The sequence below is a fragment of the Caulobacter sp. genome (assembly GCF_039596335.1).
In the GTDB taxonomy this organism is placed as follows: domain Bacteria; phylum Pseudomonadota; class Alphaproteobacteria; order Caulobacterales; family Caulobacteraceae; genus Caulobacter.
The window spans coordinates 15610-36832 of record NZ_JBCNJZ010000016.1 but is presented as its reverse complement, the minus strand read 5'-3'; the positions used below and the strand labels follow the sequence as shown (position 1 = coordinate 36832).

Sequence of the window (21223 nt, the reverse complement as noted above, 5' to 3'; positions counted from 1 at the left end):
TTGGGCGACGACAGACCGTGACCGAGTCGCAGGATCTGGCCGGCGTCGTCCCGGGTCTCTGTTTCGTGGGCGAAGGCCCAGGCGCCGACCCGGTTCCTACGGTGCTTTGGCGCTGGCAAGCCGACAGTTCGGTGCCGGTGCTGAGCCTGACACCGGCGATGGTCGAGGATCCAGACGCCCTCGATCTGCGCGGGCTCGACCTGGCCGTCATCGTGGTGCGCACCCAGGATGGCCATCAACACGTGATGGTCAGCGACGGCGCGCGGCGTCTTCGCTTCGCCGTGGCCGACGGCGACGTCCTGGCCGGACCCGTGCGTTGCCGGTTCCATCTGCCCGCCTATAGCGTCGGCGTGGCGTCGATGGACGGCCTGCGTTCGCTGATCACGTTGCGCGACACCGGACGACTTTCATCGGTTGGACGGGGTTCGCGCTCGAAGGCCGCGCGCTGGCTTCAAATGCTTCGGGCGCACGACGCCCGGCGCGCGGGGGCCAGCCAGCGCGACATCGCCATGCTGCTGTTCGGGGAGGCTCGGGTTCACGAGGATTGGGGCGGCCGATCCGACTATATGCGCATGCGCGTCCAGCGCTTGCTGCGCGCCGCCGAGGATCTCGTCGCGGGCGGCTACCGCGCGCTCTGCGGCCTGCGGCCGGCCCGCACCGATCCGCCCAAGACCGTCGAGGTCTGGCGCTCCGCCGCCTGGAGGGGCGGGAGCGCGGTCATCCTGCTGCTGTCGGGATCTTTCCTGGGGACATCGTGTGCGCTGACGGGAGATCTGCACGGCCTGTGCCGGCTTTGGTAGACGTCGTGCAGGAAACCGGTAGGCGTGGACGGCAATCCGGCGCGGACCGGACGACGGCGCCAATTTTCCGAAGCGACCGCCGAGCCTCGCGGCGACGGTGATTCCGGGTCGAGCGGATCAGGCGCTTCAATAAAGCCATGGCCAAGCCCCTCGTCGCCGCCGTCCCGCCCCCGCTCGTCCCGGCATCCGTGGAAGCCGCCGGCGTCGCCCTGTGCCTGGCGCGTCTGGCCTGGGAGTTCCTGCGACGAAATCCTCGCTACCGCGCGGACTATGCGCGCCTGCGAGCCGGCGCGATGGAGACCCTGCCCGGGCACTGGGGCTTGCGGGCGCCGGTCGATCCGGACGCGGTCGACATCGCCGTCGATGCGATCTGGCGCGGCCCGCCAATCCTCGACGTTCCCCGCCAGCGGCGGGCCAGGACTATTCGTCCGGCGGCAGCATCCTTGGCAGATTCTCCGCCAACCAGCGTTCGGTGTTCTCGTCGCGCTTGTCCAGATGATCCTCAAGACTGTCGAACGGGCGCTTGAACGCCTCGATCAGGATGGCCGGGCCGATGTGGGTCATCCGGTCTCCGACCTTGTCGCTGAACCGACGGAACGAGGCCAATTGAATGGAGACGATCTTATTGTCCATGCTGCGCAGGGCGTGGTCAGGCGAGCCGAGCATCAGCGTGTCCATGATGCCGGCCGGATCGCTGTCGGTGGCCTCGCCGAACCGCCAGATCTTGGCGATGTCCAACGGACCCTGGCCAGCTTCGAAGCTGTAATAGCTGCGCAGCGGCATGCCCATGGCGTCGGCGACCGCGCGGGCGCTCATGTGGCGTAAGCCGCGGATCAGTTTCAGGGTCTTTGACAGGAGCTGGCGCTGACGCTCCAGGTCCTCGGATGCGCGTTTGACCAAAGCTGTACTCGACACTGGCTACAGACATGAGTCCTCACGCGAACCCATGGTCAAAGCACAACCCTACGTATTCCGGGCTGTTGGGCCACATTTAATGTCGCCTGGCCGACCACCAAGCGTGTTCATCCGTGTCCGTGCGAATTTTCCGGAAGGCCGTACCGGATTCCTGCACGGTTCATGCAGGCTGGCGGTTCGGCGGCGAGCCAGAGGGCGTCCCGACGTCGGAAATCGGCGTCAAACGCCGGAAGTCGCCGAGAAATGCGCTCGCCGACGTGTTCGCCCGCGTCGAAGGGTCGACCCGTCGCCGTCAGAGTTGAAACTGGCGAGGCGGCATCGCGGACCAAGACCTTGCCTCCATCGCGCGACTCCTTTGGCCTGGCGCTGGGCGCTTTGCGACGTCGTCTTCGCCTGGGCGTGGACGCGCCAGGCGCGGCCCTGCCCATCAACCTGATCGCGGCGGAGCTGGGCCTTTCGCCGACGCCGGTGCGCGAGGCGCTTTCGCGGCTGGCGGGCGAAGACCTTGTCGAGAAACGGGGACCCGCCTACACCCGGCCTCAACTGGACGGCCCTGCCTTGGCCGAACTCTATCATCTGCGCCTGCTCTATCTGGCGGCGGCCTTGGCGCCGGACGCCGAGCGGCGCGCCAAGCACCGTCAATGGCCGTCGCGCGCGCCGTTCAGTTTCGCCGCCGATCTCGCCGCGCCTGGGCGCGACGCCGCCGCGACTCTCGAGGCGCTGTTCCTCGAAGTCGTGCTCGGCGCGGACGATTTGATGCTCGCCCAGGCCTACCAGCGCACCGCTGAGCGGTTGGCGCCGTTCCAGCCGATCGAGGCGCAGCTCTTTAGCGATCTGGCGGCCGAGGCCCTGAGCGTCGTGGCGGCGTTCGAGACTGGCAATGGCGTGGCGCTCAGGAGCGCGGTGCGCTTGCACCATCGCCGCCGGATGGGCGCCGCGGCCGCCATCGCGCGCCTGGCCGGGGGCGGAAAATATCGACCGGATATCGTTTGAATATCAAACAGTCGGGGCGCTGGCTTGAGGGGCCGCGATCGGCGGCGTTTTCGAAAAGGAACCTGCCATGACCCCCAATACCCCCCGCATCACCCTGCTGCGTCTGGGCGCCGCCAAGTCCCTGACCCTGTCCATCGAGGAGGGCACCATCAAGGAAGCCGGCAGCAGCCAGTACTACTTCGTCTGACCCGGCCGCGGCGACGCGCCCGGTCGCGCCGCCCATCGCCTCGTCGGCGTCCTTGCCGGCGAGATCCGTAACGCCGCCGCGTCTTTGACGCGGCCACAGCGAAAGTCAAAGCCATGTCCAACTCCACCACCATCCTTCGGGTGATCCGCCTCGGCGGCGCGCTCGATCTGACCCGCTCGGTCGACGACGAGGGCCTGCGCGAGCCGATGCAACCCCAGCTCGCCTGGTTCTGAGCGATCGGTCCTGCCGCGCGGCCGCCGCGCCGCGCGACAGGGCAATCGGCTGGGAGGCCGCGATGGCGCTGTGGTTGGCCAGCGATGTGCATGCAACCGTGATCGACGAAGACATCGTCTTTCTCGATGTCGCCGCCGACGCCTACCTCTGCCTCGTCCAGGCCAGCTTGCTGGTGGCGTTGGATGACGGCGGCGCGGTGAGCCCGCGCGACGAGACGTCCGCCCAGACCTTGATCGAGGCGGGCCTGGTGACGCACATGCCCAGGCCGGCGGTCCGGGCGATCCCGCCCAAACCCACCCTCGATCTGCGCGGCGCCGCCCGCCGTCCAAGCTCGCGCGAAATCGCCGCCGGCTTGCTCGCCAGCGGGGCGGCGGCGCGCGATTTCCGCCGCCTCGACTTCGCGCGGATCCTGGAGCACGCGCGGCGAGGCCGCCCGCCGGTCAATGAGTCCGCTGACGTCGCGCACCATGAGGCCGTCTTGGACGCCGCCGCCGTCTTCGCGGTCCTGCGGCCCTGGTCGCTGGTCGGCGGCGCCTGCCTCAAGCGCAGTTATCACCTCCTGGGCTATCTGCGGCGCCTCGGGCTCGACGCCGACTGGGTGATTGGGGTGCGGACCTGGCCGTTCATGGCTCACTGCTGGCTGCAGTCCGGGCCGGTGGCGCTGGACGACGATGTCGAACGCCTCATCGCCTACACCCCGATCCTGGCGGTCTGATGGGCGAGTATCTCGCCATGGTCTGGCCCCGAGGCGTGCCGAGCCAGGCGGCCGAGGCCAAGCGCGCCGCGATCGAGGCCGAGGGGGACTGGACCCTGGCCCATCGCGCCCACGAGATCGCCGTTTACGTCCGCGGCGCCCGTCCGCCGAAGGTCAGGGCCGCGCCGAACCAGGGCGGGGCCGTGATCGGCGACCTCTTCGACACCGCCGCGACCCGTGAGGGGCGAGCCCAGGATTTCCCGCTCCACCTGATGGTCAATGCGGCGCCGGCTGACGCCGCGCGGCTCCTGATCCGTCATGCCTGGGGGCGCTACGTGGCGATCCTCAAGGCGGGCGACGCGCCGCCCACGCTGCTGCGCGACCCGACCGGGGCGCTGGACTGTCTGACCTGGGTTCGCGACGAGGTGACCTTCATCGCTTCCACCCCGCCCGCGCACGGCCCTTGCGCCCCCGAGGGGCTGGCCGTCGACTGGAGCAAGGTCGGCGACATCCTGGCGCGCGGCAATCTCTGGAGCGAGATCTGCCCCTTGGCGGGCGTGGTCGCCGTCGGCCCCGGCGTGATGCGGGCGGGCTGGGACGCGAGCCAGGCGACCCGGCTGTGGCGACCCGCCGATCATGCGCGGCCTTCTCGCACCTGGCTCGATCCCGAGGGCCTGGCCGATCTGGTCGACGCCTGCGTGGCGGCCTTGGCCAAGGACCGATCTTCCATCCTGCTGGAAATCTCCGGCGGCCTGGATTCGGCGATCGTCGCCGCGAGTCTGGCCCGGTGCGGCGCGCCGGTGGTCGCGGCGATCAACGCCTACTGGCCGCAGCGCGAAGGCGACGAGCGGGTCTGGGCCCAGCGCATCGCCGATCGCTTCGGCTTTTCGTTGGTGACCAGCCCGCGGGGCCTGATGGCGGTGGACGAGGCCATGCTGGATCAGACCGCCGGCGCCGCCCGGCCGGGCCTCAACGCCCAGGACCCCGACCTCGATCGCGACCTGGCCGAGCAGTTGGCGAAGGTTGGGGCGCAGGCGCTGTTCACCGGCCAGGGCGGAGACGGCGTCTTCTACCAGATGGGACACCCGGCCCTGGCGGCCGACATCCTTCGGGGGCGTCCCACGCCGGCCGGTCGCGCCGCCTCCCTGGCCATGTTGGCCCGGCGGACCCGCACCACGGTGTGGTCGTTGATGGGACGCGCGATGCAGCCCTTGGCGCGTCTGTCGCCGGGCATACCGCCGCCGAGCTTCCTGGCCGAGGGCGTGGCCCTGCCGCCGCCGCATCCCTGGGTGGCCGACCATCGCGGCGTCAGTCCGGCCAAGCGCATCCAGATCCGCGGCCTGACCAACATCCAGACCGCCTATGGCGACAGTCTGCGAGGCCGGGCGGCCGACCTGATCCATCCGCTGATGGCCCAGCCGATCATCGAGGCGTGCCTGGCCATTCCCGCCCCGATCCTGGCGCTCGGCGCGGTCGATCGGCCGTTCGCCCGCGCGGCCTTCGCCGATCGCCTGCCGTCCGAGAGCCTGCAACGTAGGTCCAAGGGTGACGTCACGGTGTTCTTCTCCAAGAGCGTCGCCACCAGCCTGCCGGCCCTGCGGCCGTTCCTGCTCGACGGGCGGCTGGCGGCCAAGGGCCTGATCGACATCGACCGGCTCGAACCGCTGCTGCATCCCGAGCCGATGATCTGGCGCGACTGCGTGGGCGAAGTGATGCTGGCGGCCACGCTCGAAGCTTGGGTCCGGGCCTGGGAGCGGAAGATCAGGACGGTCTAGCCGGCGCCGCGCCGGCGGATGGACCGGTCTCCGCATCGCCGATCTGCGCCCTGAGGAAGTCGAGCACGCGGCGATACTCGTCGGCGATGTTGCCGGGCGTCAGCACGACGTGGCCCTCGCCATGATAGGTCAGCAGCATCGCGTCCTTGTCCTGCCGGAAGAGCGCCCCGAACATGGTCAGGGCCTGGGCCGGATCGCCGTCGAGGTCGCCCATGATCAACATGACCGGCGCGGTGATCTTGTCGGCGGCCAGGACAGGGCTGTTGCGAACATAGCGTTGAGGGTCACGCCAGGGCGGCGCGCCCATCCGTCCCTGGCCCAGCTCCGCCCAGCCGGCGTCGCCCATCAGGCTCATCCCGGCCTCGGGCAGCACCGTCGCCGACAGGCTCTTGCGGGTGTAGTGGCCGATCAGGTCGGCGGAAAAGGCGCTGGCGACGATCGCCTTGAAGCGCGGGCTCTGGGTGGCGGCGGTCAGCACGGTGTAGCCGCCGTAGCTGTGGCCCATCAGGGCCAGCCGGCCGGCGTCGATCGCCGGTTCCTGGACCGCCGCCGCATCGACGACCTTGAGGATCTGGTCGGCCAGGCCCTCCGCCGGCTCGCGGTCCGGATCGATCGGCAGGCTGGGCAGCAGGACGGCGTAACCGGCCCCGGCCAGGATCTGGGCGTTGAGGAACACCTGCCGAGCCGGGGCGCTCTGGCTGGCCGGCGGGCCGGGATAGTCGCGGCCGAGATACGGGATCGTCACCAGCGGCGCCTTGCGGCCGGCCGGCAGGTCGGGCGGCAGGTAGAGCCAGCTGGTCAGGGCCTGGCCGCGTGGCCCCAGGTGGGTGATCGCCCGCGGCCGCGCGAAATCCACCTGCGCCAGCTGAGGGTTCAGGGTGGCGACGGTCTGGGGCGAGCGGTCGCGGCGGCGCACGATCACACGCTCGACGCCATGGGCGTCACGGCCAAGGCTGGCCACCGCGCCGGCTTGGCCAGCGGCGGCCAGCACGCTCTCGCCGGGGGCTGTGGTCAGGCCCAGGCGCCGCAGGCGATGATCGCGCACTTGGCCGAGGTCCTGACCGTCCGGGGCCGGCAAGGCCAGGGCCAGGGCGTCAACGGCGGGGCGATTGTTGAACGCCAGGCGCTCGCCGCCCGCCGCGCCGGGACCCGGAACACTGGCGCCGATCCCCAGCAGCTTGGCCCGGCCTTGGCCGTCGATCCGCCAGAGCTTGCCGGCCTGGGAGACGATGATGGCGTTGGCGGCGGTCGCTTCGAGCGCGCGCGGGCCCGGCGGCAGGCCCAGGGTCAGGGGACGGGGCCCGTTCGCCGTCCAGCGCAGCCAGTCGGTCTGGCCCGCCGGCGCGCCCGGCGCTCGCGCCAGGATCAGCGGATCCTCGCCCATCCAGTCGGCGCGCGGCACGCGAGAGCCGTAGCGCGTGGTCTCGGCGCTGGCTTCGACGGCCGGGTCTTCCAGGGACTGCGCGCGCTGGGTCGCGGCGTTCAGGCGCCAGTAGCGCGCCGCCGCCCAATCACCCGTGTCGGGCTTGGCGTAGACGAGCAGTTGCAGGCCGCTCGGGGACCAGGCCAAAAGATCGGTGGCGACCTCGCAGGTCGGGCACGGCGACCAGGTCGCGCCACTGGTCAGGTCGACCACCACGACCCGCCGGCGCCGGTAGGGATCGGTGGTGTAGGCCGGGCGCGAGGGATCCGGATGCAGGGTCTCGGCCTCGGCGAGCATGGCCGCCCGGCACCCGCCCGGCGCCACCTCCAAGTCGATGAACGCCCCTTGCGCCAGGACGCGGCCCTGGCCGGTGGTCGCGTCGACAGCCACCAGCCGCCCCGGCGCGGCCGACGGCGTGCGGTCGAGATAGCGGCCGGCCCCGAGCAGGGTCACGCCGGGGCGACCATTTTGCGTCTCCCGCCATTTGTCGATCAGGCGGTCTTGCGTCTGGGCGCCGGTGAGCGCGCCCATCGCCGGGGAGGCCGGATCCTTGGCCAGGACGACGAGCCGGTCCTCTTCCGCCCACTGCATCGATCGGCCCCAGACGTCGGAGGTCGGGAAAAGCCCCGTCCACACGACCGCGCCCGTCGCCAGGGTGACGATCCCGACTTCGAGGCTGGCGCCGCGCGCCCGGATCACCGCCATCCGAGCGCCCGACGGCGCGAAGGGCCCCGGCGTATAGCCGTAGGCGTCGGGTCTATCGCCCGCGCCGCCGTCCGCCTCGCCCAGCAACAACCGGGGCGGACTGTCGGCCCGCAGGTCGACCACCGACAACCGGGTGATGGTCATCGGCGTGTCGAACTCCAGCGCCCACGAGGTCGCCGACCGGTAGGGCGCGGTGGTCGGGACGACCAGCCAGCGCTGCGAGGGGTCGATGCTGACCGTTCCCAGCCGCTGCTGGTTCAGCAGCTGGTCGACGGTGAACGGCGTGGCCTGCGCCGCGCCTGCCCCGAACAGGGCGCAGGCGAGCAGGCGCGGCGCGAGGCGGCGCATGGGGAGGCTCCGGATTACAGGGTTGGGGTCAGGGGCGCGGGCGCGCCGCTACCAGGTCTTGGTCAGCTGCAGGGTCACGGTGCGGCCGAGGGGATCGGCGTTGGCCGGGTCGTAGCCGACGCCAAGGTTGGAGTCGTAGAACGGCGGATCGTCGTCCAGCAGGTTCTGGACGTTCAGGGCCAGCGAGAGGCCCCGCATTGGCCCGGTCTTGAAGCCGTAGGTCAGGTTGAGGTCGGCGGTGGTCCACGGCTTGATCCGGCCGCCGGTCTCGGTGCGCAGATCACCGACATGGCTGAGCGCCGCCGTGGTGGTCAGGGCGCCGTGGGTCCAGCTGGCGGCGGCCCGCAGGCGCAGGTCCGCCGGCTGGCCGGCGACTCCTGCCTGTTGCACGGCGCGCGCCTGCGGCGTGATCTTGCGCTGGTAGTCGACGAGCCAGGTGACGTCGGCGGTGAGCGCCAGCGGATCCTTGCCGAGCTGGGCGGCGTAGCGCGCCGAGATGTCGAAGCCCCGCACCCGCAGCTGACCGGTGTTGACCCAGCGCCCGTCGATGATCGCCGCGTAGGACTGGGCGGGGAAGATGCCCTGGGCCAGGGAGCGCGGATCGTCGATCAGGGCCTGGATGCGGGCGAGATCGGCGGGGTTGCTGCCCGGCGAGACCAGGCTGACGAACGGGGCGAACTCCGGTGCGGTCAGCACCGTGGAGAGGTTGTCCAGGCCCGGTTGGCCGATGCGGTCGGTGAAGCGGGTGTCGAAGCCCGTGACCGACGCCTTGAACCGGGGCCAGCGCGCCGGCGCTAGGTCAACGGTCAGGGTCTTGGATGTGGCGGTCTCGGGGCGCAAATCGAGATTACCGCCGTAGAGGATCATCACGATGGTGTCCTGGCCGTTCCGGGTCAGGGTGGTCGGCGCATAGATCTGCGGCTCGTTCAGCTCGATCAAGGCCGGGGCCCGGAAGGAGGTTCCGTAGCTGGCCTTGACCGTCAGGCCCGCGGCCGGCGACCAGATCACCCCGACCTTCGGGTCGGTGCTGGCGATCTGGCCATAGTCTTCGCGCCGGACGGCCGCCGACAGCTCCAGCCGTTGCAGGCCGGGCCGCACGAAGCCGCCGCCGAAGATCGGTACACGCACTTCGGCGAACGCCGCGTCGATCGTACGGTGGACATCGCGCCGCGCCACCTCGGTCGGCACAAAGCCCGAGGTCAGGCTGACGCCGCCGGTCTTCAGGGCCTCGCGCCGGATCTGGCCGCCGACCGCCAGGCCGACCGCCCCGGCCGGCAGGGTGAAGAGTTCGCCGTCGAGCTTGAGATTGACCGACGCCGTCTCGCCGCGCGTCTTGCGCGTCAGGTAGCCGCCGCTGATGAAATCGAGGATCGTCCTGGGATTGGAGCCCTGGCCGATGAAGGGGTTGAAGAAGCCGTTGGCCGCTGTGCTGAACGGGGTGGCGGCGTTGTTGGCGGTGGTTCCCAAGGCCTCGGACAGGTAGCTGGTGTTGACGAGGTTGTCCGTGCGCGAACGGCCCTGTTCCAGGCCATAGGCGCCGTAGGCGTCCAGCCGCCAGGTCCCCGGCAGGCGGGCCTGGCCGCCGAAGCTGAGGCCCAGGGTGTCGGCCACGCCGTTGACCCGCTGGCCGCCCAGTTCGTTGAGGAACGAATAGGCGATGCGCTCGGAGGTCTGGCCGGTCGGCGATACGAAATAGGGGTTGTTGCGGTTGACCGTCAGGGTGGGGCTGGAGGCGACACTGCGGTTGGTGAACCGCCGGCGCGTGGCCCGCGCGTCGGCCGACAGCGACACGCCCGCCGTCAAATCCTGAGCCAAGGCGACATAGAGGCTGTCGCGGCGTTGGCGCGGCAGCACGTCATAGGCGCCCAGCTGGTTTTCCAGATTGACCGTGCCGGCCTGGAAGCTGGCGGGCGTCAGCCCCGTGCCGTTCTGACCGGCGGGGATCGCATAGGCCGGGACCAGCACCCCGGCGGCGTTGGCGCGCAGGATGGTGCCCGGCATGCCGTAGTAGCGGCGATGATCCGTGCCGCCGAGGGCGCGCAGGTCGGCCTGGCCGGTATAGTCGCGGTCGCGCCCTTTGAGCCGGTCACGGGCGCTGTGCTCGTAGCTGACCACCAGATTGCCGCTGTCCCAGTCATGGCCGACCGTCTGGCCGAACGACCACTGGCTGGCCCCGCCCTGGGTCGTTCCGCCGACCAGGGCCCGGGTCTCCGCGCCGTCGAAGCGCTTGCGCAGCACGATGTTGACGACGCCGCCCACCGCGTCCGAGCCGTAGAGCGCCGAGGCCCCGTCGAGCAGCACTTCGATGCGCTCCACCGCCGCCATCGGGATCGACGAGACGTCGGCGAAGTCGCCGCGCAGGCCGGTGCCAGCCAGGCGTCGGCCATTGACCAGCACCAGGGTGGCGTCGGTGCCCAGGCCCCGCAGGTTCACGCCCGTGGCCTTGTTGGAATTGGTGCCGGTCGGGTCGGCGCCGGTCGAGCTGGCGTCCTCGTTGCCCAGGCCCCCGAACGCCTGGGGCAAGGCCGAAAGCGCGTCGGCCACGCTGGTGCGGCCGGCCCGGTCCAGGCTCTCGCGATCCAGGATGATCACCGGCGAGGCGCTGTCCTTGGCGCCCCGGATATGGCTGCCGACCACGATCTCCGACAACAGGGTCGGGTCTTCCGGCGCGGCCTGGATCAGCGGAGAGACGGGCTGGCCGTCGACGTCGGTGTCCTGCACGCGCGCCGGCCCGGCCGTCGAGATCAGCTGGGCGCGGGCCCGCAACACGAACACCTTGCCGGTCATCCGCTGGACCTCGAGATCGACCCCGACCAGCAGCCGGTCCAGGGCCTCGGCGGCGGTCATGCGTCCGCTGACCGCCGGCCCGCTGCGGCCGGCCACCATCTCGCTGGTGAACAGGATCTGGGTTCCCGTCTGGCGGCCCAGCGCGAACAGGGCCGCCCCCAGCGGTCCCTTGGCCAGGCGCACCTCGACCACGGGATCGGCGGCCTGACTGGCCTTGCTCGACCGGGCGGGCGCGTTGGCCTGGACACCTTCCATTCCCGCGACGTCTGGGGCGGCCAGGGCCGGGCCGACCCAACTGGTGGCCAGCGTCAGGCAACTGAGCCCCAACAGGCTTTGACGATAAGCGCGCATCGTTCACATCCCCCCGCCGCGCGCACGGGGCCGCCACGATGGCGGTCTCTCGCCGGGGCGCGGCGGGGGTAAGACTCCTGGGAGGGCGTCACACCCTACCGGGATGCGAAAGATTTATGACGTCAAGCGGGGCCGGAGCGTTCGGCGGTCAGTTCGACGCCGCCGTCCGGGCGCGGGACGCTCTTGAGGTCCAGCAGGGCCGCCATCCCCCGGGCGAAGGTCTCGGTGTCGCCGGCGTCGAACTCGCCATTGACCCGCTGGTCGGCCGGCGCCCCCGGACCCAGCACCACCTGGCGACGGCTGTAGCGATTGACCTCCGCCACCGCCTCGGCCAGCGGCACGTCCTTGAAGGTCAGGCGCCCGCTGGTCCAGCCGGTGGCCGCCGCCACGTCGACGGCGACCGGTTTGACCGGCGCGGCGCGGGCGACGTCGACCCGCTGCCCCGCCGTCAGGATCACCGGCGCGGGCCGCGTCGCGTTTTGCGCCCCGGCCTTGCCGGTCTGGCTGACCTGGACGCGGCCTTCGGTCAGGGTCACCCGCACCGCGCCGTCGGCGCGATAGACCTCGAACCGCGTGCCGATGGCCCGCACCGCCGTGTCCCCGGCCGTGACGACGAAGGGGCGCCCCGCGTCATGGGCGACGACGAACATCGCCTGGCCCTTGTCGAGGATCAGGCTGCGCTGGGCCTTGGAGAGGCGCACGCGCACCTGGCTGTTGGTGTTGAGTTCGACTGTCGAGCCGTCGGCCAGGCTGATCGCCCGCCGCTCGCCGATCTCGGTCCGATAGGTCTGCTGGCCCGTCTGGCTGAACAGCACCGCGCCGATCACCGCGGCCGCCGCCAGGGCCGCGCCGACGCCGATGGTCCGGACGCCGCGGCCTTGGCCGAGGCCTCGCAGCCGCGCGCCGATCCCGCGCGGCCGGCGCGCGGCCGTCTCGGCGATGGCCTGGAGTCTCGGATCGTCGGCCAGGGCCCGCACGCCCGTCGTCAGGGCCTCGATGCGGGTGTAGGCGGCGTCATTGAGGCTGTCCTCGCGCCAGGCGAAGAAGGCCCTCACGTCGGCGTTGCTGGCGCGCTGGCCGCTGAACTTGGCGTACCAGACGGCGGCCTCGTCGCGCGCGCGCTTGTCGTCGGCGCTGCGGGGCTTCCCGCCGCCGGGCTGGGCGCTTGCGGCCTGGGTCTTGTCATCGATCATGACGTGATCCGCCTAGCTCCGGATCATGTCGGCGCATCGGGCGATAGCCTGGGTCATCCGCTTTTCCACCGCCTTGACCGAGATGCCGCGCAGCTGCGCGATTTCCCGATAGGTGAGGCCCCTGACATGGTTCAGGGCGAAAACATCGCGCAACTTGGGCGGTAAGGCGAGCAACATCTGTTCGAAAAGGATCGCCTGCTCCTGGCTGGCGTCGATCGTCTGGTCGGCCAGGGGCTCTAGCGCGGGATCGGTGGGGACCTCGCGCGCGGCCCTGCGGAAGCGGCTGGCCGCCAGGTTCAGGGCGATGCGGGCCAGCAGCGACTTGGGACTGCGGACGGGCCGGGGCGGCTGGTAGTCATGGACGCGCAGCCAGGTGTCCTGGGCGATGTCGTCGGCGTCCTGCGGATAGCGGCGCGCCAGGAGCGCCGTCAGCCAGTCGCGATGGCGCAGATAGGCGTCGGCGAGCGGCGGCGTCCCGCCCTCCGAGGGCGGGGTGTCCGGGGCGGTGATTTGACCATCGAGCGGAGACATAAATCATCCCGAGCCGAGCGGCGCGCGGGGTGAATCCTAATAAATTATGGGAAAATCACCTAAGAGATTTTTCCATATATCTGGATTGCCGGTCCAATTTCGGTCGGCGATCATGCCCAAATCAATCTTCGACGGAGCGCACCTTTGTGTCGTCGAGGCTTTGATTGGCGCTCGCAAACGGTCAGGTCTGACCCAAGCTGAGGTTGCTACAAAGATCGGAAGAGACCAGACGGTCATCTCAACCATCGAGCGCTCCCAACGTCGCGTTGACATCTTGGAGTTCATCGCTCTGGCGCGAGCGATGAACGAAGATCCGGTTGCCTTGTTCGCCAAGATCGTCGCTGCGGTGCCTGACCATTTCGAGATCTAAGCGGAGGATGGGCGTCTCGCGCGTTCCGCGCGATCGCGCTCTACGCCGTCGGCTACGCCGGCCGCCGCCGAGCCCGCTTAGCGGTCTCGGCCCTTCGGGTGACGATCGCTGACGCGTTTTTCAACGGTCAAACCTTTGATTCCAGGCCTTTGGGGCTTCACCTGGTTAGGTGAAGCTTGTTGCTCTCAGGGTTGCATGTTGGAATTTCAGACATTATATCGTCGTTATGTGTTCTCAGGGGTGGTGAAATGGATCCCGAGGTGAAGGAAAAGGCCGAGCAGAAAGTTTTCCCGGCAGTGGCTGTCGAGGCGGCGCTGCGTAAGGAGTTGCTGTTGCTCGCGGAGAACGAGGCGCCGGTGCAGGGCATTGAATTACCCAAGGCGCCTGCGGCAGCGATGAGAACCTTTATCCGCTTCGACTCCCTGACGGTGGTCGACGTGCTCTGCGAACTCGATCCCATTCTCGGCCACAAGCTGCGCGACAGCGTTGTGCAGACCGGCGGGTACAAGTCGATCGATGCGGCGATCGAGCATTTGCTCCCGCGTATCGAGCGCTCATGGAACAAGGCCAACGGAGTGAAGGCGTGAGCGACGACGCGGACGCGGCGGACGATTTGGCGCGGCGTCGCCTCGGAACCCGCTTGCGGGACGCACGGCGCTATCTGGGCCTCAAGCAGGAGGAGGTGGCAGGTTACCTCAAGCTGCCTAGGACTGCGCTGTCCGACATCGAGAGTGGTCAGCGGCGCGTTGAGGCGATCGAGTTGACGCGACTGGCGCGCCTCTATCGGCAGTCGGTCGCCTATCTCACGGGCGAGGACGAGGGAGCCGCGACGCTACCGGCCGACGTCGCCCATCTGGCCCGTCAGGTCGCCGCCTTGTCGGAGGCCGACCGCGAGGAAGTTGGGCGCTTCGCAGAGTTTCTTCGCGCCCGTTCCCAAGCGCCGAAGGTCTAGCGGTGGCGGACAACTACGCCAGCGCGGTGCGGGCCGGCACGATGGCGGCGGGGCGAATGCTTCGGGACCTTGGTGTTCGTGAACTCGTCGAGAGTTCGGGTGAGCCAGTCGATGTATTCGGAGCCATCTACCAGCTCGGCCTGCCGCTGATGCTGCGACCGCTGCAGGGGCTACTTGGGGTGTTCCTGCCCGCGCCGATGCCCGGGATTCTGGTCACTACCGAGCGTCCCATGAGCATTCAACGCTTCACCGCTGCCCATGAGCTTGGGCATTTCGCGATGGGGCATCGGCCAAGCCTGGATGACGAGAACAACATCCTACGGCGTGCGCCCTTGGCCAGAGCTCAAGACATCGAATTCCAGGAGACGGAAGCAGACGCATTCGCCACGGCGTTCATGATGCCGCGATGGTTGGTCATTTTGCATTGCCAGCGGCAAGGGTGGCGAACTGACGATCTGATCCATCCGGCCATTGCTTACCAGTTGTCGGTTCGCCTGGGCGCCAGTTACGAGGCCACCTGCAGGTCTCTTGAGCGCCACAACTTGATCACGGGAGCTCAGCGTCAACGGCTCCTCAGCGTCAAGCCACGGGAACTGAAAGTGGCTCTCCTGGGCGACTATCAGCCGCCAAACTATCGTGGTGACGTATGGCGACTGACCGCACGCGATCAAGGTGGTCACATTGCCGGAAGCCGAAACGACCTCTTCGTTCTCCAGCTAGAAGAGCGCAGTAGCGCCGGTTACGTCTGGAATGTCGATCAGCTTGCGGCGAGCGGTTTCGCGATCGTTCGCGATCAACGAGAAGCGATTGACGACGAGGGCATTGGCAACCCCGTTCTGCGGAAACTGACCGTCGAACCTGTGGATGCGCCCCGCGGACATCTGCGGATGGACGAGCGCCGTCCTTGGTCTGGCGACGCGGCAGGTTCCCTGGACTTTGAGTTCGATCTGAGCGGCCCGGAAGAAGCTGGGCTATCGCGGTTTGAGCGGCGTCGAATTTTGGAGGAGCTGTGACGCTCACCGTTTCGATCCAGCATGATCTCCGACCGGCGCTAGGACCAGTTCGCGATCAGGGGCAACGTCCAACTTGCTTGGCCTTCGCGGCCAGCGATGCGCACGCTCAGGTTCGCGGTGAACGGGTCGCCTTGTCGTGTGAGTTCGCCTTTTACCACGCCCAGCGAAGGGGCGGGCGTCTTCCCACACAGGGCGCAACGTTGCCGCACATGCTGAACGCGCTGCGGGAAGACGGACAGCCTATCGAGGCCGGATGGCCTTACTTGGTCTCGCTGCCGTCAGATCTAGCGGAATGGCGACCGCCGGCAGGCGCGACACCGCTATTTGGGCGCAGAGGTTCAGCTCTGCCGGTTAGCGTCGCCGCGATCAGGTCCGAGCTCGCGTCCGGCCGTGCCGTCGTCGCACTGCTCAGGTTGTCGGACAGCTTTTTCTCACCCGACTTGGATGGCGTGGTTCACGCAAAGCCCAGTGAGCCAATCGACACACCAGTCCGTCACGCTGTCGTGGTGGTGGCCGAAGGGGACGTCGGAGGGCGGTCGGCGCTACTTGTGCGTAATAGTTGGGGTGCGGCTTGGGGGAAGGCCGGCCACGCCTGGATTACCGAGGAATACATGGGGCCGAGGCTGTTTGGCGCGGCGATTTTGACGGATGATGTCGATGTATATGCCCATCGAGCCGCAGCCTGATTGCGTGTCGGCATGGCGTGAGGCGACCAAGACTGTCGAAGGACAGAAGGGTCACCACGCATCCAACGTGATCATTGGCGTGGAGAACCCACTTCTACGAGCTTCGCTTGCCGATCCGGCTGTGGAGGCGGTCGATGCGTTTCTGCGCTCTAAGGGCAAGAAGGGCGTCGATACAGTCGCGAACACGCTATTTCCGGCGGGGCTCTACCGTCGTCACGGAGCACCCAAATTCTACCAGCGGTTCGAGGAGAACGTCCTCCCGGTGGTCGGCAAGTCGGACCGTTGGTCGGGCTACTATTTTGAGCGCATGATCCGTCTGCCCAACGGTCAGGGGAAGCCCGTCAATCAGTTGGCCGACATTGTTGCCAGGATAAAAAATCCGAACGTGAGGGCGCGGAACAAGTTTGAGCTGCAGATTTTCGACCCGATCAGAGATGTCGACAATTCGCCGTATGGCGGCCAGTGCCTGAGCTTCGCTAGCTTCAAGTTGCGAAAGGAAAACGGCGTAGACGTTCTCGATCTGACGGCGATGTATCGCAACCACTTCTATATCGAGAAGCTTCTGGGGAATATCATCGGCTTGGGTCAGCTGATGGATTTCATCGCGAAGGAAGGGCGCGTCACGGTGGGGGCGATGACGCTGGTCTCGACTCACGCGCAGGTCGACAGGCCTGATTCGACCTCGACCGCCGAGATTGCTGCTCTTCTCGAGGCCTGCGCTTAGGCGACTCGCAGTTCACGTGCGGTGGGCGGATCGCCGAATGGAAGCGGTGGCGCCGACGCCTCCTCATCGACGCCGTAGAGGTCGTACATACTGGCGATGAACTCCGATTGTCCGCCGTAGCTTGGGTGCCGGACGGCGATGGTCTCGACGCCCAGTTCCGCCAGGGCGAGGTTCGCGTCGCGGCCAATGGCCACGATCCGAGTGGGCTCGATCATCTCGATGAGTGCCTCGAGCAGGGGCCAGGTGGCCTCCCGCTCTTGCCGCGTATGGCAACGGTTGGACATCGGATCGCCGTCCACATGCGGGTGGAAAGGAAACACGTTCCACAGCATTACGGGCTCCCCGATCCGCGAGAGTACCCGCCAGATAACGGCGGCGGTCCGTTCGGCCACCACCGGGCCGTCGGTTGCTCGATCAAGGTTCACCCCACCCAGCAGGGCGCCGCAGGATCCGAGATGGACCTCGTCCGTCAGCGGAATGCCGGTGCGACGTCCGCCGCGGTAGCCAAGGTCGCGCGCAATCCACATCGTCTTGACCCCACCATCGAGAGAGGCCTGTAGGAACTTCGCGAAATTGCCGCGTCGCGTCTCGGCGGCATCCTTGAGATCGTGGATCTCGCACTGTTCACCCCAGGGATTGAACACGGCGGGCAGGTGGGTCGCGGCAAGCGTGTCGACGAACTGATCAGGAGTCATTTGGGCAGCGCCTCGATCTTCAGGCTATGATTGTTCATGTCGACGATCAGGCGACCGCAGCGGTGCTTGCAGAGGAAGCGGAACGCCTCGTAACCCTGCAAGATCGCCTCTTCCCAGAGCCACAAGGGACGCTCGCCCACTTCGTAGCCGGCGACGAACTGCCTGACGTGCTTGAGCATGTCGAGCGGCAATTTGCCCGGTCCGAGACCATCGAAAAAATGAAGCTCCTTCGCCTGGCCGAAAATCCAGGTGGTGACCCCTTCCTCGATCAGGATCGCGCGGGCGCCATCCTCAGCCTCATCGATCTTGGGGGTGCTCTTTCGCTTCAGGTGAAGCAGCGCCCGAATGACCGGAGACCATCCGAGAACTGCCATGTGGGCGAAATGAAAGACATCATGGAAACGATAGTTGTCGGCGACGGCGGCGTTGTCGGTGAGGCGGTCGCCAATGAAGATGTCGTTGCACCGCTGATAGACGAACCGTTGCTCTCCGATCTCGCGCTCGAAGATCTCGATCTTCAGAAAACGAGGGAGGCGCTCGTTCGGGTCGGCCGCTTCGTCAAAGGGGGTCGGGTACGCGCGCTCCTGGGGCCAACGGTCGAAGTTCTTGCTGAGATTCTTGACGGCCGCAGCCTCAAGCGTGACGCCTGCTTCCTTGGTCGACTGGAGTAGTCGTCCCATGATAGTCGCAAGCCGGCGGGCGAGAAGGTCGCGGTTGTCGGATAGATTACCGGCGTTATGGTCCTCGATCAGGGTGCCGACATCCTGTGCCAACTGAAGCAGCGTGGTTTCGAAGGCAGGATTACGCTTGACGGTGTGATTCAGATCGTCCGGTTGCAACTGCTCGAACGTGAGGTCCGGGCGTTCCCGTCCCCAATCTGACGACCCTTCGAGGGCGTTCGCAGCGATGGCGCTCAAACGAATGTCGCCGCGTGCCGCGACGGCGGCGAGGTACCATAGTACGTCGCCAAATTCCTCGACCACTGCGCTTGAGTAGCCAAGGTACGAATTGCGGTCGCGTTGCTTCTTCTTTGCGACGCTCAACAGGCCCCCAGTTTCACCGAATAGGCCGAGAAGCGGAAAGCTCATCGAGTTTCCGTCTGAGCGCTGGTCGGTCGAGCCCGCCTGAGCCGCATAGCTCGCGACGGTGAGGGGACTGAAGTCGTCAGTCATCAGCGACGGCCCTTCCTTCGATCCTGGATGGCCTCGTCAGGAACATCGATGCCGTAGGCCTGCAGCGCCTTCAATACTAGGACGCGTATCGGCTCGCGTGCGCTGGCCGCCTTGACCGCCAAGTCATGCTTGGTCGTCGACGGCACTTGGATCTGCAGATGTTCGTCGCGTCCAGTCGCCGCGGCTTCATAGGTCATGAAATCATGAAATCATGATTTCATAGGCGTGTAAATCGCTGGACATACAGCGTGACATTGCGTCGCCGGCGCTATTTCGCTCTCCTGCCTCGATGTTACCGCGGCTGGGCGGGCTAGGCCTTTTGGGGGGCGCCGGTGAAGGCAAAATCGGTTTACGTCGTCGGTGCGGGACTGTCGGCGGGGTTGGGCTTTCCAACCATCGCGAACCTGCTCGTGAAGATGTGGGCACGCTTGGACGCGAAGGGTCTCTCGCAAGACCTTGCTGATGTCATCCGTTTCCACCATCCAAATTTCAACGCGGCGCTGCCTGACAGCTTCCCGAACATCGAAGCGCTGCTATCGGAGATGCAGGCGAATAGTCAGCTATTCAGCTCTAGTCGTCCCGCGACAGGTAAGTTCACATCCGAAAAGCTCGATCAGCGTCAGCAAGAGCTTCTTCTGGAGCTGTCGGAGTGGTTCCATGAACTTCAGCAGTCATCGCTGAAAAAGAGTCCGCCTTGGCTGAAAAAATTAGTCGAAAAAATTCAAAATGAAAAGGCGATAGTCATTTCTTTCAATTGGGATTTGGTCTTGGATCAACTTCTATTTGGCGAGAACGTTTGTCCTGATTCATATGGTTTGGGCGTCCAGTGCGAAGGGCCGCAACTGATTAAGCCTCACGGCTCTCTCAATTGGTATCTCCACGATACGGGAAAGCACCTGCAGGGAGACAAAACCTTTTCGCTCTTCGGCGACAAGGAAACAGGCATGTACGCCTTCAAGCCTTTTCGGGCCCCGATCTCTAGCCGCCGACGATACATGCCCTTCATCGTGCCGCCTGTGTACAGCAAGCATTTTGAAGATGAGATCTCCCAGCACCTATGGCGAAGAACAGTCGATGTACTTAGCACCGCTTCGGAGGTGACCTTTCTGGGCTATTCGCTTCCAGAGGCGGATTTCCACGCGCGGTTCATTTTGCGGTGCGGGTTTCACAGCCAAGAATACGGCGAGCTAAAATCGGATGGCAACCGCGCCCGTCCGACCGGTCGGGCGCGGGTCGTCATCGTCGACCCGAGCGAAGCGGCTGCAAGGCGTGTCGCGTCCGCCGTTGGTTGGTCATGCACTTATCATAAGGCCAAAATCTCGGAATGGATGAAGGAGGAGAGTGCGGCACAGTCGGTTTAACGCAGACGTTTTCCGGTTTTTGGGCGGGCCAGAGCCGCTCTGGCGCTCGGGGCTCTAGGCGCGAACCGTGCGGAAGGTCACCGAGTAGCGCAGGGCCTCCACCTCCGGGATGCTGTGCTGCCAGTCGCTGCGCGAAGAGCCGCTCATCAGATAGGCCGAGCGCGGCGCGGCGATGATCGAGGCGCGATCCCATCTGTCGCCCACCTTGCGGCGCAGGCGGAACGTGCAGGGCGACAGCAGCGAGACGCCGGCGATGGCCACGGCCGGCGGACGGTCGCGATGCCAGCCGATGCCGGCGCCGGGCGCGTATTCGGTGACCAGGGCGTGGCGGAAGCTTCCGGCGGACAGGCCCGTGAACGCCGCGACCTTGTTCAGTAGGGGCGTGAGGAAATCCGGAACGCCTTCGCCGGTCTCGACCATGGCGCCGTCGGCGCCGCGTCGCCAGCCGAACGCGGCCACGCGGCGATTGCCCAGATAGCCTAGGTGTTCGTAGGGCTTGAAATCGAGGTCCTCGAACTGGCGGACCAGGGCGCGCTCCTCGTCGAGGGTGACCAGGTCAGGCTGGTAGCGGAAGCCGTCGGGCATCGGTCGGCGCGGGGCCAGCGGCAGGTCGAAAAGGTTGGGTTGCAGGTCCATGATACTCGTCAGCCAGCTTGCCGACCCGGCGGTGTCCAGCCGTAGCCGTAGTCAGTGGGGTTCAAGCCCGCATCGAGCAGCAGGGAGATGGTGGCCCAGCGACGGCGTTCGGCGTCGCCGGGGTCGACCACGCCGGACATCGTCATGATCGGCATGCGGCCGGGGCATCGCGGACAGGGTAGGCGGGCCTGGATCTGGGCCATGGTGCAGTTGAGATAGCGCCGCGCCCGGCCCAGCATCGTGTCCCGGCGCCAGGTCTTGCCCGTACCGCAGTACTGGCAGCGAAAGCCGATCTCCCAGCCGCGCTCCAGAGCGTCGATCAGCCGGGCGTCGGCGAAAGCAGGATCGAGCTGCGCGGCCTTGCGCCGGTCGGCGTCGCTGGGCTCAGGCATGGGCCGGCGGGTCCAGACGCCGAACGGCGCGCCAGTACGACCAGGGCTTGGCCCTGACCCGCTCCATCTCGAACCAGCCTTCCTCGCCCTCGAACGCCGGCACGTGCTCGGGCGAGACGAAGCCGACCCGCGAATTGCCGCGGCCCGTACCGTCGGGATGAAGGAAGTGCAGGGTCCTGGAGGTCTTGTCGGTGGTGTCGACCCGGACGCGGGTCAGCTTCATGACGCGGCGATCGGCGCGCGGCGCGGTCGGCGTCACGGGCGGAGATGGTGGTGGGATCGACAT

At 67.3% G+C, this 21223-nt stretch carries 24 protein-coding genes; 13 read left to right on the top strand and 11 right to left on the bottom strand.

What is annotated here, in order from left to right:
• Nucleotides 1–17: 17 nt before the first annotated feature.
• On the top strand, nt 18–800 hold the full coding sequence (locus ABDW31_RS24380) for a DUF2285 domain-containing protein (RefSeq protein ID WP_343699768.1): 783 nt from the start codon (nt 18–20) through the stop codon (nt 798–800).
• A 420-nt stretch (nt 801–1220) separates the two neighbouring features.
• Here ABDW31_RS24380 and ABDW31_RS24375 read toward each other — a convergent pair whose 3' ends face one another.
• On the bottom strand, nt 1221–1700 hold the full coding sequence (locus ABDW31_RS24375) for a helix-turn-helix transcriptional regulator (protein WP_066685886.1): 480 nt from the start codon (nt 1698–1700) through the stop codon (nt 1221–1223).
• 258 nt (nt 1701–1958) lie between these two features.
• Here ABDW31_RS24375 and ABDW31_RS24370 point away from each other — a divergent pair, with 258 nt between their 5' ends.
• The 5 genes from ABDW31_RS24370 (at nt 1959) to ABDW31_RS24350 (ending at nt 5598) form a co-directional block, all read left to right on the top strand.
• Nucleotides 1959–2708, top strand: coding sequence for a GntR family transcriptional regulator (locus ABDW31_RS24370; RefSeq protein WP_184717266.1), 750 nt, complete (start codon nt 1959–1961; stop codon nt 2706–2708).
• 67 nt (nt 2709–2775) lie between these two features.
• Nucleotides 2776–2895 carry a hypothetical protein gene (locus ABDW31_RS24365; RefSeq protein WP_184717268.1) on the top strand — a complete coding sequence of 40 codons (120 nt, stop codon included), beginning with the start codon at nt 2776–2778 and terminating at the stop codon, nt 2893–2895.
• A 113-nt stretch (nt 2896–3008) separates the two neighbouring features.
• Nucleotides 3009–3128, top strand: a complete 120-nt coding sequence (locus tag ABDW31_RS24360; RefSeq protein WP_184717270.1) for a hypothetical protein — start codon at nt 3009–3011, stop codon at nt 3126–3128.
• Nucleotides 3129–3190: 62 nt separating this feature from the next.
• Complete coding sequence (locus ABDW31_RS24355; protein ID WP_184717278.1) at nt 3191–3844, top strand: lasso peptide biosynthesis B2 protein; 654 nt, start codon at nt 3191–3193, stop codon at nt 3842–3844.
• Nucleotides 3841–5598 (top strand): lasso peptide isopeptide bond-forming cyclase, encoded by a 1758-nt coding sequence (locus tag ABDW31_RS24350; RefSeq protein WP_184723695.1) that lies wholly within the window; start codon nt 3841–3843, stop codon nt 5596–5598. The genes ABDW31_RS24355 and ABDW31_RS24350 overlap by 4 nt, the downstream gene beginning before the upstream one ends.
• Here ABDW31_RS24350 and ABDW31_RS24345 read toward each other — a convergent pair.
• From ABDW31_RS24345 to ABDW31_RS24330, 4 genes are all read right to left on the bottom strand, one after another.
• Nucleotides 5585–8074 (bottom strand): prolyl oligopeptidase family serine peptidase, encoded by a 2490-nt coding sequence (locus ABDW31_RS24345; protein ID WP_184717280.1) that lies wholly within the window; start codon nt 8072–8074, stop codon nt 5585–5587. The two genes, ABDW31_RS24350 and ABDW31_RS24345, sit on opposite strands and share 14 nt — an antisense overlap.
• Nucleotides 8075–8122: 48 nt before the next feature.
• Nucleotides 8123–11212 carry a TonB-dependent receptor gene (locus ABDW31_RS24340; RefSeq protein ID WP_184717282.1) on the bottom strand — a complete coding sequence of 1030 codons (3090 nt, stop codon included), beginning with the start codon at nt 11210–11212 and terminating at the stop codon, nt 8123–8125.
• Between the two features lie 122 nt (nt 11213–11334).
• The gene (locus ABDW31_RS24335) at nt 11335–12405 is read right to left on the bottom strand and encodes a FecR family protein (RefSeq protein ID WP_184717284.1); all 1071 of its coding nucleotides are present in this window, start codon (nt 12403–12405) and stop codon (nt 11335–11337) included.
• A 12-nt stretch (nt 12406–12417) separates the two neighbouring features.
• Nucleotides 12418–12936, bottom strand: a complete 519-nt coding sequence (locus tag ABDW31_RS24330; protein ID WP_184717286.1) for an RNA polymerase sigma factor — start codon at nt 12934–12936, stop codon at nt 12418–12420.
• Between the two features lie 112 nt (nt 12937–13048).
• Here ABDW31_RS24330 and ABDW31_RS24325 point away from each other — a divergent pair, with 112 nt between their 5' ends.
• The 6 genes from ABDW31_RS24325 (at nt 13049) to ABDW31_RS24300 (ending at nt 16681) form a co-directional block, all read left to right on the top strand.
• Nucleotides 13049–13306, top strand: a complete 258-nt coding sequence (locus tag ABDW31_RS24325) for a helix-turn-helix transcriptional regulator (protein ID WP_184717288.1) — start codon at nt 13049–13051, stop codon at nt 13304–13306.
• A gap of 248 nt (nt 13307–13554) precedes the next feature.
• Entirely contained in the window at nt 13555–13893 is a 339-nt protein-coding gene (locus tag ABDW31_RS24320) for a hypothetical protein (RefSeq protein WP_184717290.1), read from the top strand.
• A complete protein-coding gene (locus ABDW31_RS24315; RefSeq protein WP_221444628.1) occupies nt 13890–14258 on the top strand; it encodes a helix-turn-helix transcriptional regulator in 369 nt (122 codons plus the stop codon). The genes ABDW31_RS24320 and ABDW31_RS24315 overlap by 4 nt, the downstream gene beginning before the upstream one ends.
• Nucleotides 14259–14260: 2 nt before the next feature.
• Nucleotides 14261–15271, top strand: coding sequence for an ImmA/IrrE family metallo-endopeptidase (locus tag ABDW31_RS24310; RefSeq protein ID WP_184717301.1), 1011 nt, complete (start codon nt 14261–14263; stop codon nt 15269–15271).
• A 209-nt stretch (nt 15272–15480) separates the two neighbouring features.
• On the top strand, nt 15481–15957 hold the full coding sequence (locus tag ABDW31_RS24305; protein WP_343699767.1) for a C1 family peptidase: 477 nt from the start codon (nt 15481–15483) through the stop codon (nt 15955–15957).
• Nucleotides 15929–16681, top strand: coding sequence for a hypothetical protein (locus ABDW31_RS24300; protein WP_184717305.1), 753 nt, complete (start codon nt 15929–15931; stop codon nt 16679–16681). Before ABDW31_RS24305 ends, ABDW31_RS24300 begins: the two co-directional genes overlap by 29 nt.
• Here the strand turns inward: ABDW31_RS24300 and ABDW31_RS24295 are convergent.
• From ABDW31_RS24295 to ABDW31_RS24285, 3 genes are read right to left on the bottom strand one after another with little or no spacing between them, the layout of a single operon-like run.
• Nucleotides 16678–17376, bottom strand: a complete 699-nt coding sequence (locus tag ABDW31_RS24295; RefSeq protein ID WP_184717307.1) for a uracil-DNA glycosylase — start codon at nt 17374–17376, stop codon at nt 16678–16680. The genes ABDW31_RS24300 and ABDW31_RS24295 overlap by 4 nt on opposite strands.
• Complete coding sequence (locus ABDW31_RS24290) at nt 17373–18548, bottom strand: nucleoside triphosphate pyrophosphohydrolase family protein (RefSeq protein ID WP_184717309.1); 1176 nt, start codon at nt 18546–18548, stop codon at nt 17373–17375. The genes ABDW31_RS24295 and ABDW31_RS24290 overlap by 4 nt, the downstream gene beginning before the upstream one ends.
• The gene (locus ABDW31_RS24285; protein WP_184717311.1) at nt 18548–18745 is read right to left on the bottom strand and encodes a hypothetical protein; all 198 of its coding nucleotides are present in this window, start codon (nt 18743–18745) and stop codon (nt 18548–18550) included. Before ABDW31_RS24285 ends, ABDW31_RS24290 begins: the two co-directional genes overlap by 1 nt.
• 135 nt (nt 18746–18880) lie before the next feature.
• Between ABDW31_RS24285 and ABDW31_RS24280 the strand changes: the two genes are divergently transcribed.
• Nucleotides 18881–19909, top strand: a complete 1029-nt coding sequence (locus ABDW31_RS24280) for a hypothetical protein (protein WP_184717313.1) — start codon at nt 18881–18883, stop codon at nt 19907–19909.
• Between the two features lie 54 nt (nt 19910–19963).
• Here the strand turns inward: ABDW31_RS24280 and ABDW31_RS24275 are convergent, their stop codons facing one another.
• The 3 genes from ABDW31_RS24275 to ABDW31_RS24265 are packed head-to-tail and all read right to left on the bottom strand — an operon-like array spanning nt 19964 to nt 21223.
• Nucleotides 19964–20545 (bottom strand): alpha-ketoglutarate-dependent dioxygenase AlkB, encoded by a 582-nt coding sequence (locus ABDW31_RS24275; protein WP_184717315.1) that lies wholly within the window; start codon nt 20543–20545, stop codon nt 19964–19966.
• 8 nt (nt 20546–20553) lie between these two features.
• The gene (locus ABDW31_RS24270) at nt 20554–20937 is read right to left on the bottom strand and encodes a hypothetical protein (protein WP_184717317.1); all 384 of its coding nucleotides are present in this window, start codon (nt 20935–20937) and stop codon (nt 20554–20556) included.
• Complete coding sequence (locus tag ABDW31_RS24265; protein ID WP_184717319.1) at nt 20930–21223, bottom strand: hypothetical protein; 294 nt, start codon at nt 21221–21223, stop codon at nt 20930–20932. Before ABDW31_RS24265 ends, ABDW31_RS24270 begins: the two co-directional genes overlap by 8 nt.

What these genes read in the sequence shown, in the direction of transcription:
- ABDW31_RS24285 (WP_184717311.1), bottom strand. Translation starts at nt 18,745, where the DNA reads ATGACCTATGAAGCCGCGGCGACTGGACGCGACGAACATCTGCAGATC.
- ABDW31_RS24305 (WP_343699767.1), top strand. Translation starts at nt 15,481, where the DNA reads ATGCTGAACGCGCTGCGGGAAGACGGACAGCCTATCGAGGCCGGATGG.
- ABDW31_RS24355 (WP_184717278.1), top strand. Translation starts at nt 3,191, where the DNA reads ATGGCGCTGTGGTTGGCCAGCGATGTGCATGCAACCGTGATCGACGAA.
- ABDW31_RS24340 (WP_184717282.1), bottom strand. Translation starts at nt 11,212, where the DNA reads ATGCGCGCTTATCGTCAAAGCCTGTTGGGGCTCAGTTGCCTGACGCTG.
- ABDW31_RS24295 (WP_184717307.1), bottom strand. Translation starts at nt 17,376, where the DNA reads ATGACTCCTGATCAGTTCGTCGACACGCTTGCCGCGACCCACCTGCCC.
- ABDW31_RS24265 (WP_184717319.1), bottom strand. Translation starts at nt 21,223, where the DNA reads ATGTCGATCCCACCACCATCTCCGCCCGTGACGCCGACCGCGCCGCGC.
- ABDW31_RS24275 (WP_184717315.1), bottom strand. Translation starts at nt 20,545, where the DNA reads ATGGACCTGCAACCCAACCTTTTCGACCTGCCGCTGGCCCCGCGCCGA.
- ABDW31_RS24330 (WP_184717286.1), bottom strand. Translation starts at nt 12,936, where the DNA reads ATGTCTCCGCTCGATGGTCAAATCACCGCCCCGGACACCCCGCCCTCG.
- ABDW31_RS24370 (WP_184717266.1), top strand. Translation starts at nt 1,959, where the DNA reads ATGCGCTCGCCGACGTGTTCGCCCGCGTCGAAGGGTCGACCCGTCGCC.
- ABDW31_RS24365 (WP_184717268.1), top strand. Translation starts at nt 2,776, where the DNA reads ATGACCCCCAATACCCCCCGCATCACCCTGCTGCGTCTGGGCGCCGCC.
- ABDW31_RS24270 (WP_184717317.1), bottom strand. Translation starts at nt 20,937, where the DNA reads ATGCCTGAGCCCAGCGACGCCGACCGGCGCAAGGCCGCGCAGCTCGAT.
- ABDW31_RS24290 (WP_184717309.1), bottom strand. Translation starts at nt 18,548, where the DNA reads ATGACTGACGACTTCAGTCCCCTCACCGTCGCGAGCTATGCGGCTCAG.
- ABDW31_RS24345 (WP_184717280.1), bottom strand. Translation starts at nt 8,074, where the DNA reads ATGCGCCGCCTCGCGCCGCGCCTGCTCGCCTGCGCCCTGTTCGGGGCA.
- ABDW31_RS24320 (WP_184717290.1), top strand. Translation starts at nt 13,555, where the DNA reads ATGGATCCCGAGGTGAAGGAAAAGGCCGAGCAGAAAGTTTTCCCGGCA.
- ABDW31_RS24335 (WP_184717284.1), bottom strand. Translation starts at nt 12,405, where the DNA reads ATGATCGATGACAAGACCCAGGCCGCAAGCGCCCAGCCCGGCGGCGGG.
- ABDW31_RS24360 (WP_184717270.1), top strand. Translation starts at nt 3,009, where the DNA reads ATGTCCAACTCCACCACCATCCTTCGGGTGATCCGCCTCGGCGGCGCG.
- ABDW31_RS24300 (WP_184717305.1), top strand. Translation starts at nt 15,929, where the DNA reads ATGTATATGCCCATCGAGCCGCAGCCTGATTGCGTGTCGGCATGGCGT.
- ABDW31_RS24325 (WP_184717288.1), top strand. Translation starts at nt 13,049, where the DNA reads ATGCCCAAATCAATCTTCGACGGAGCGCACCTTTGTGTCGTCGAGGCT.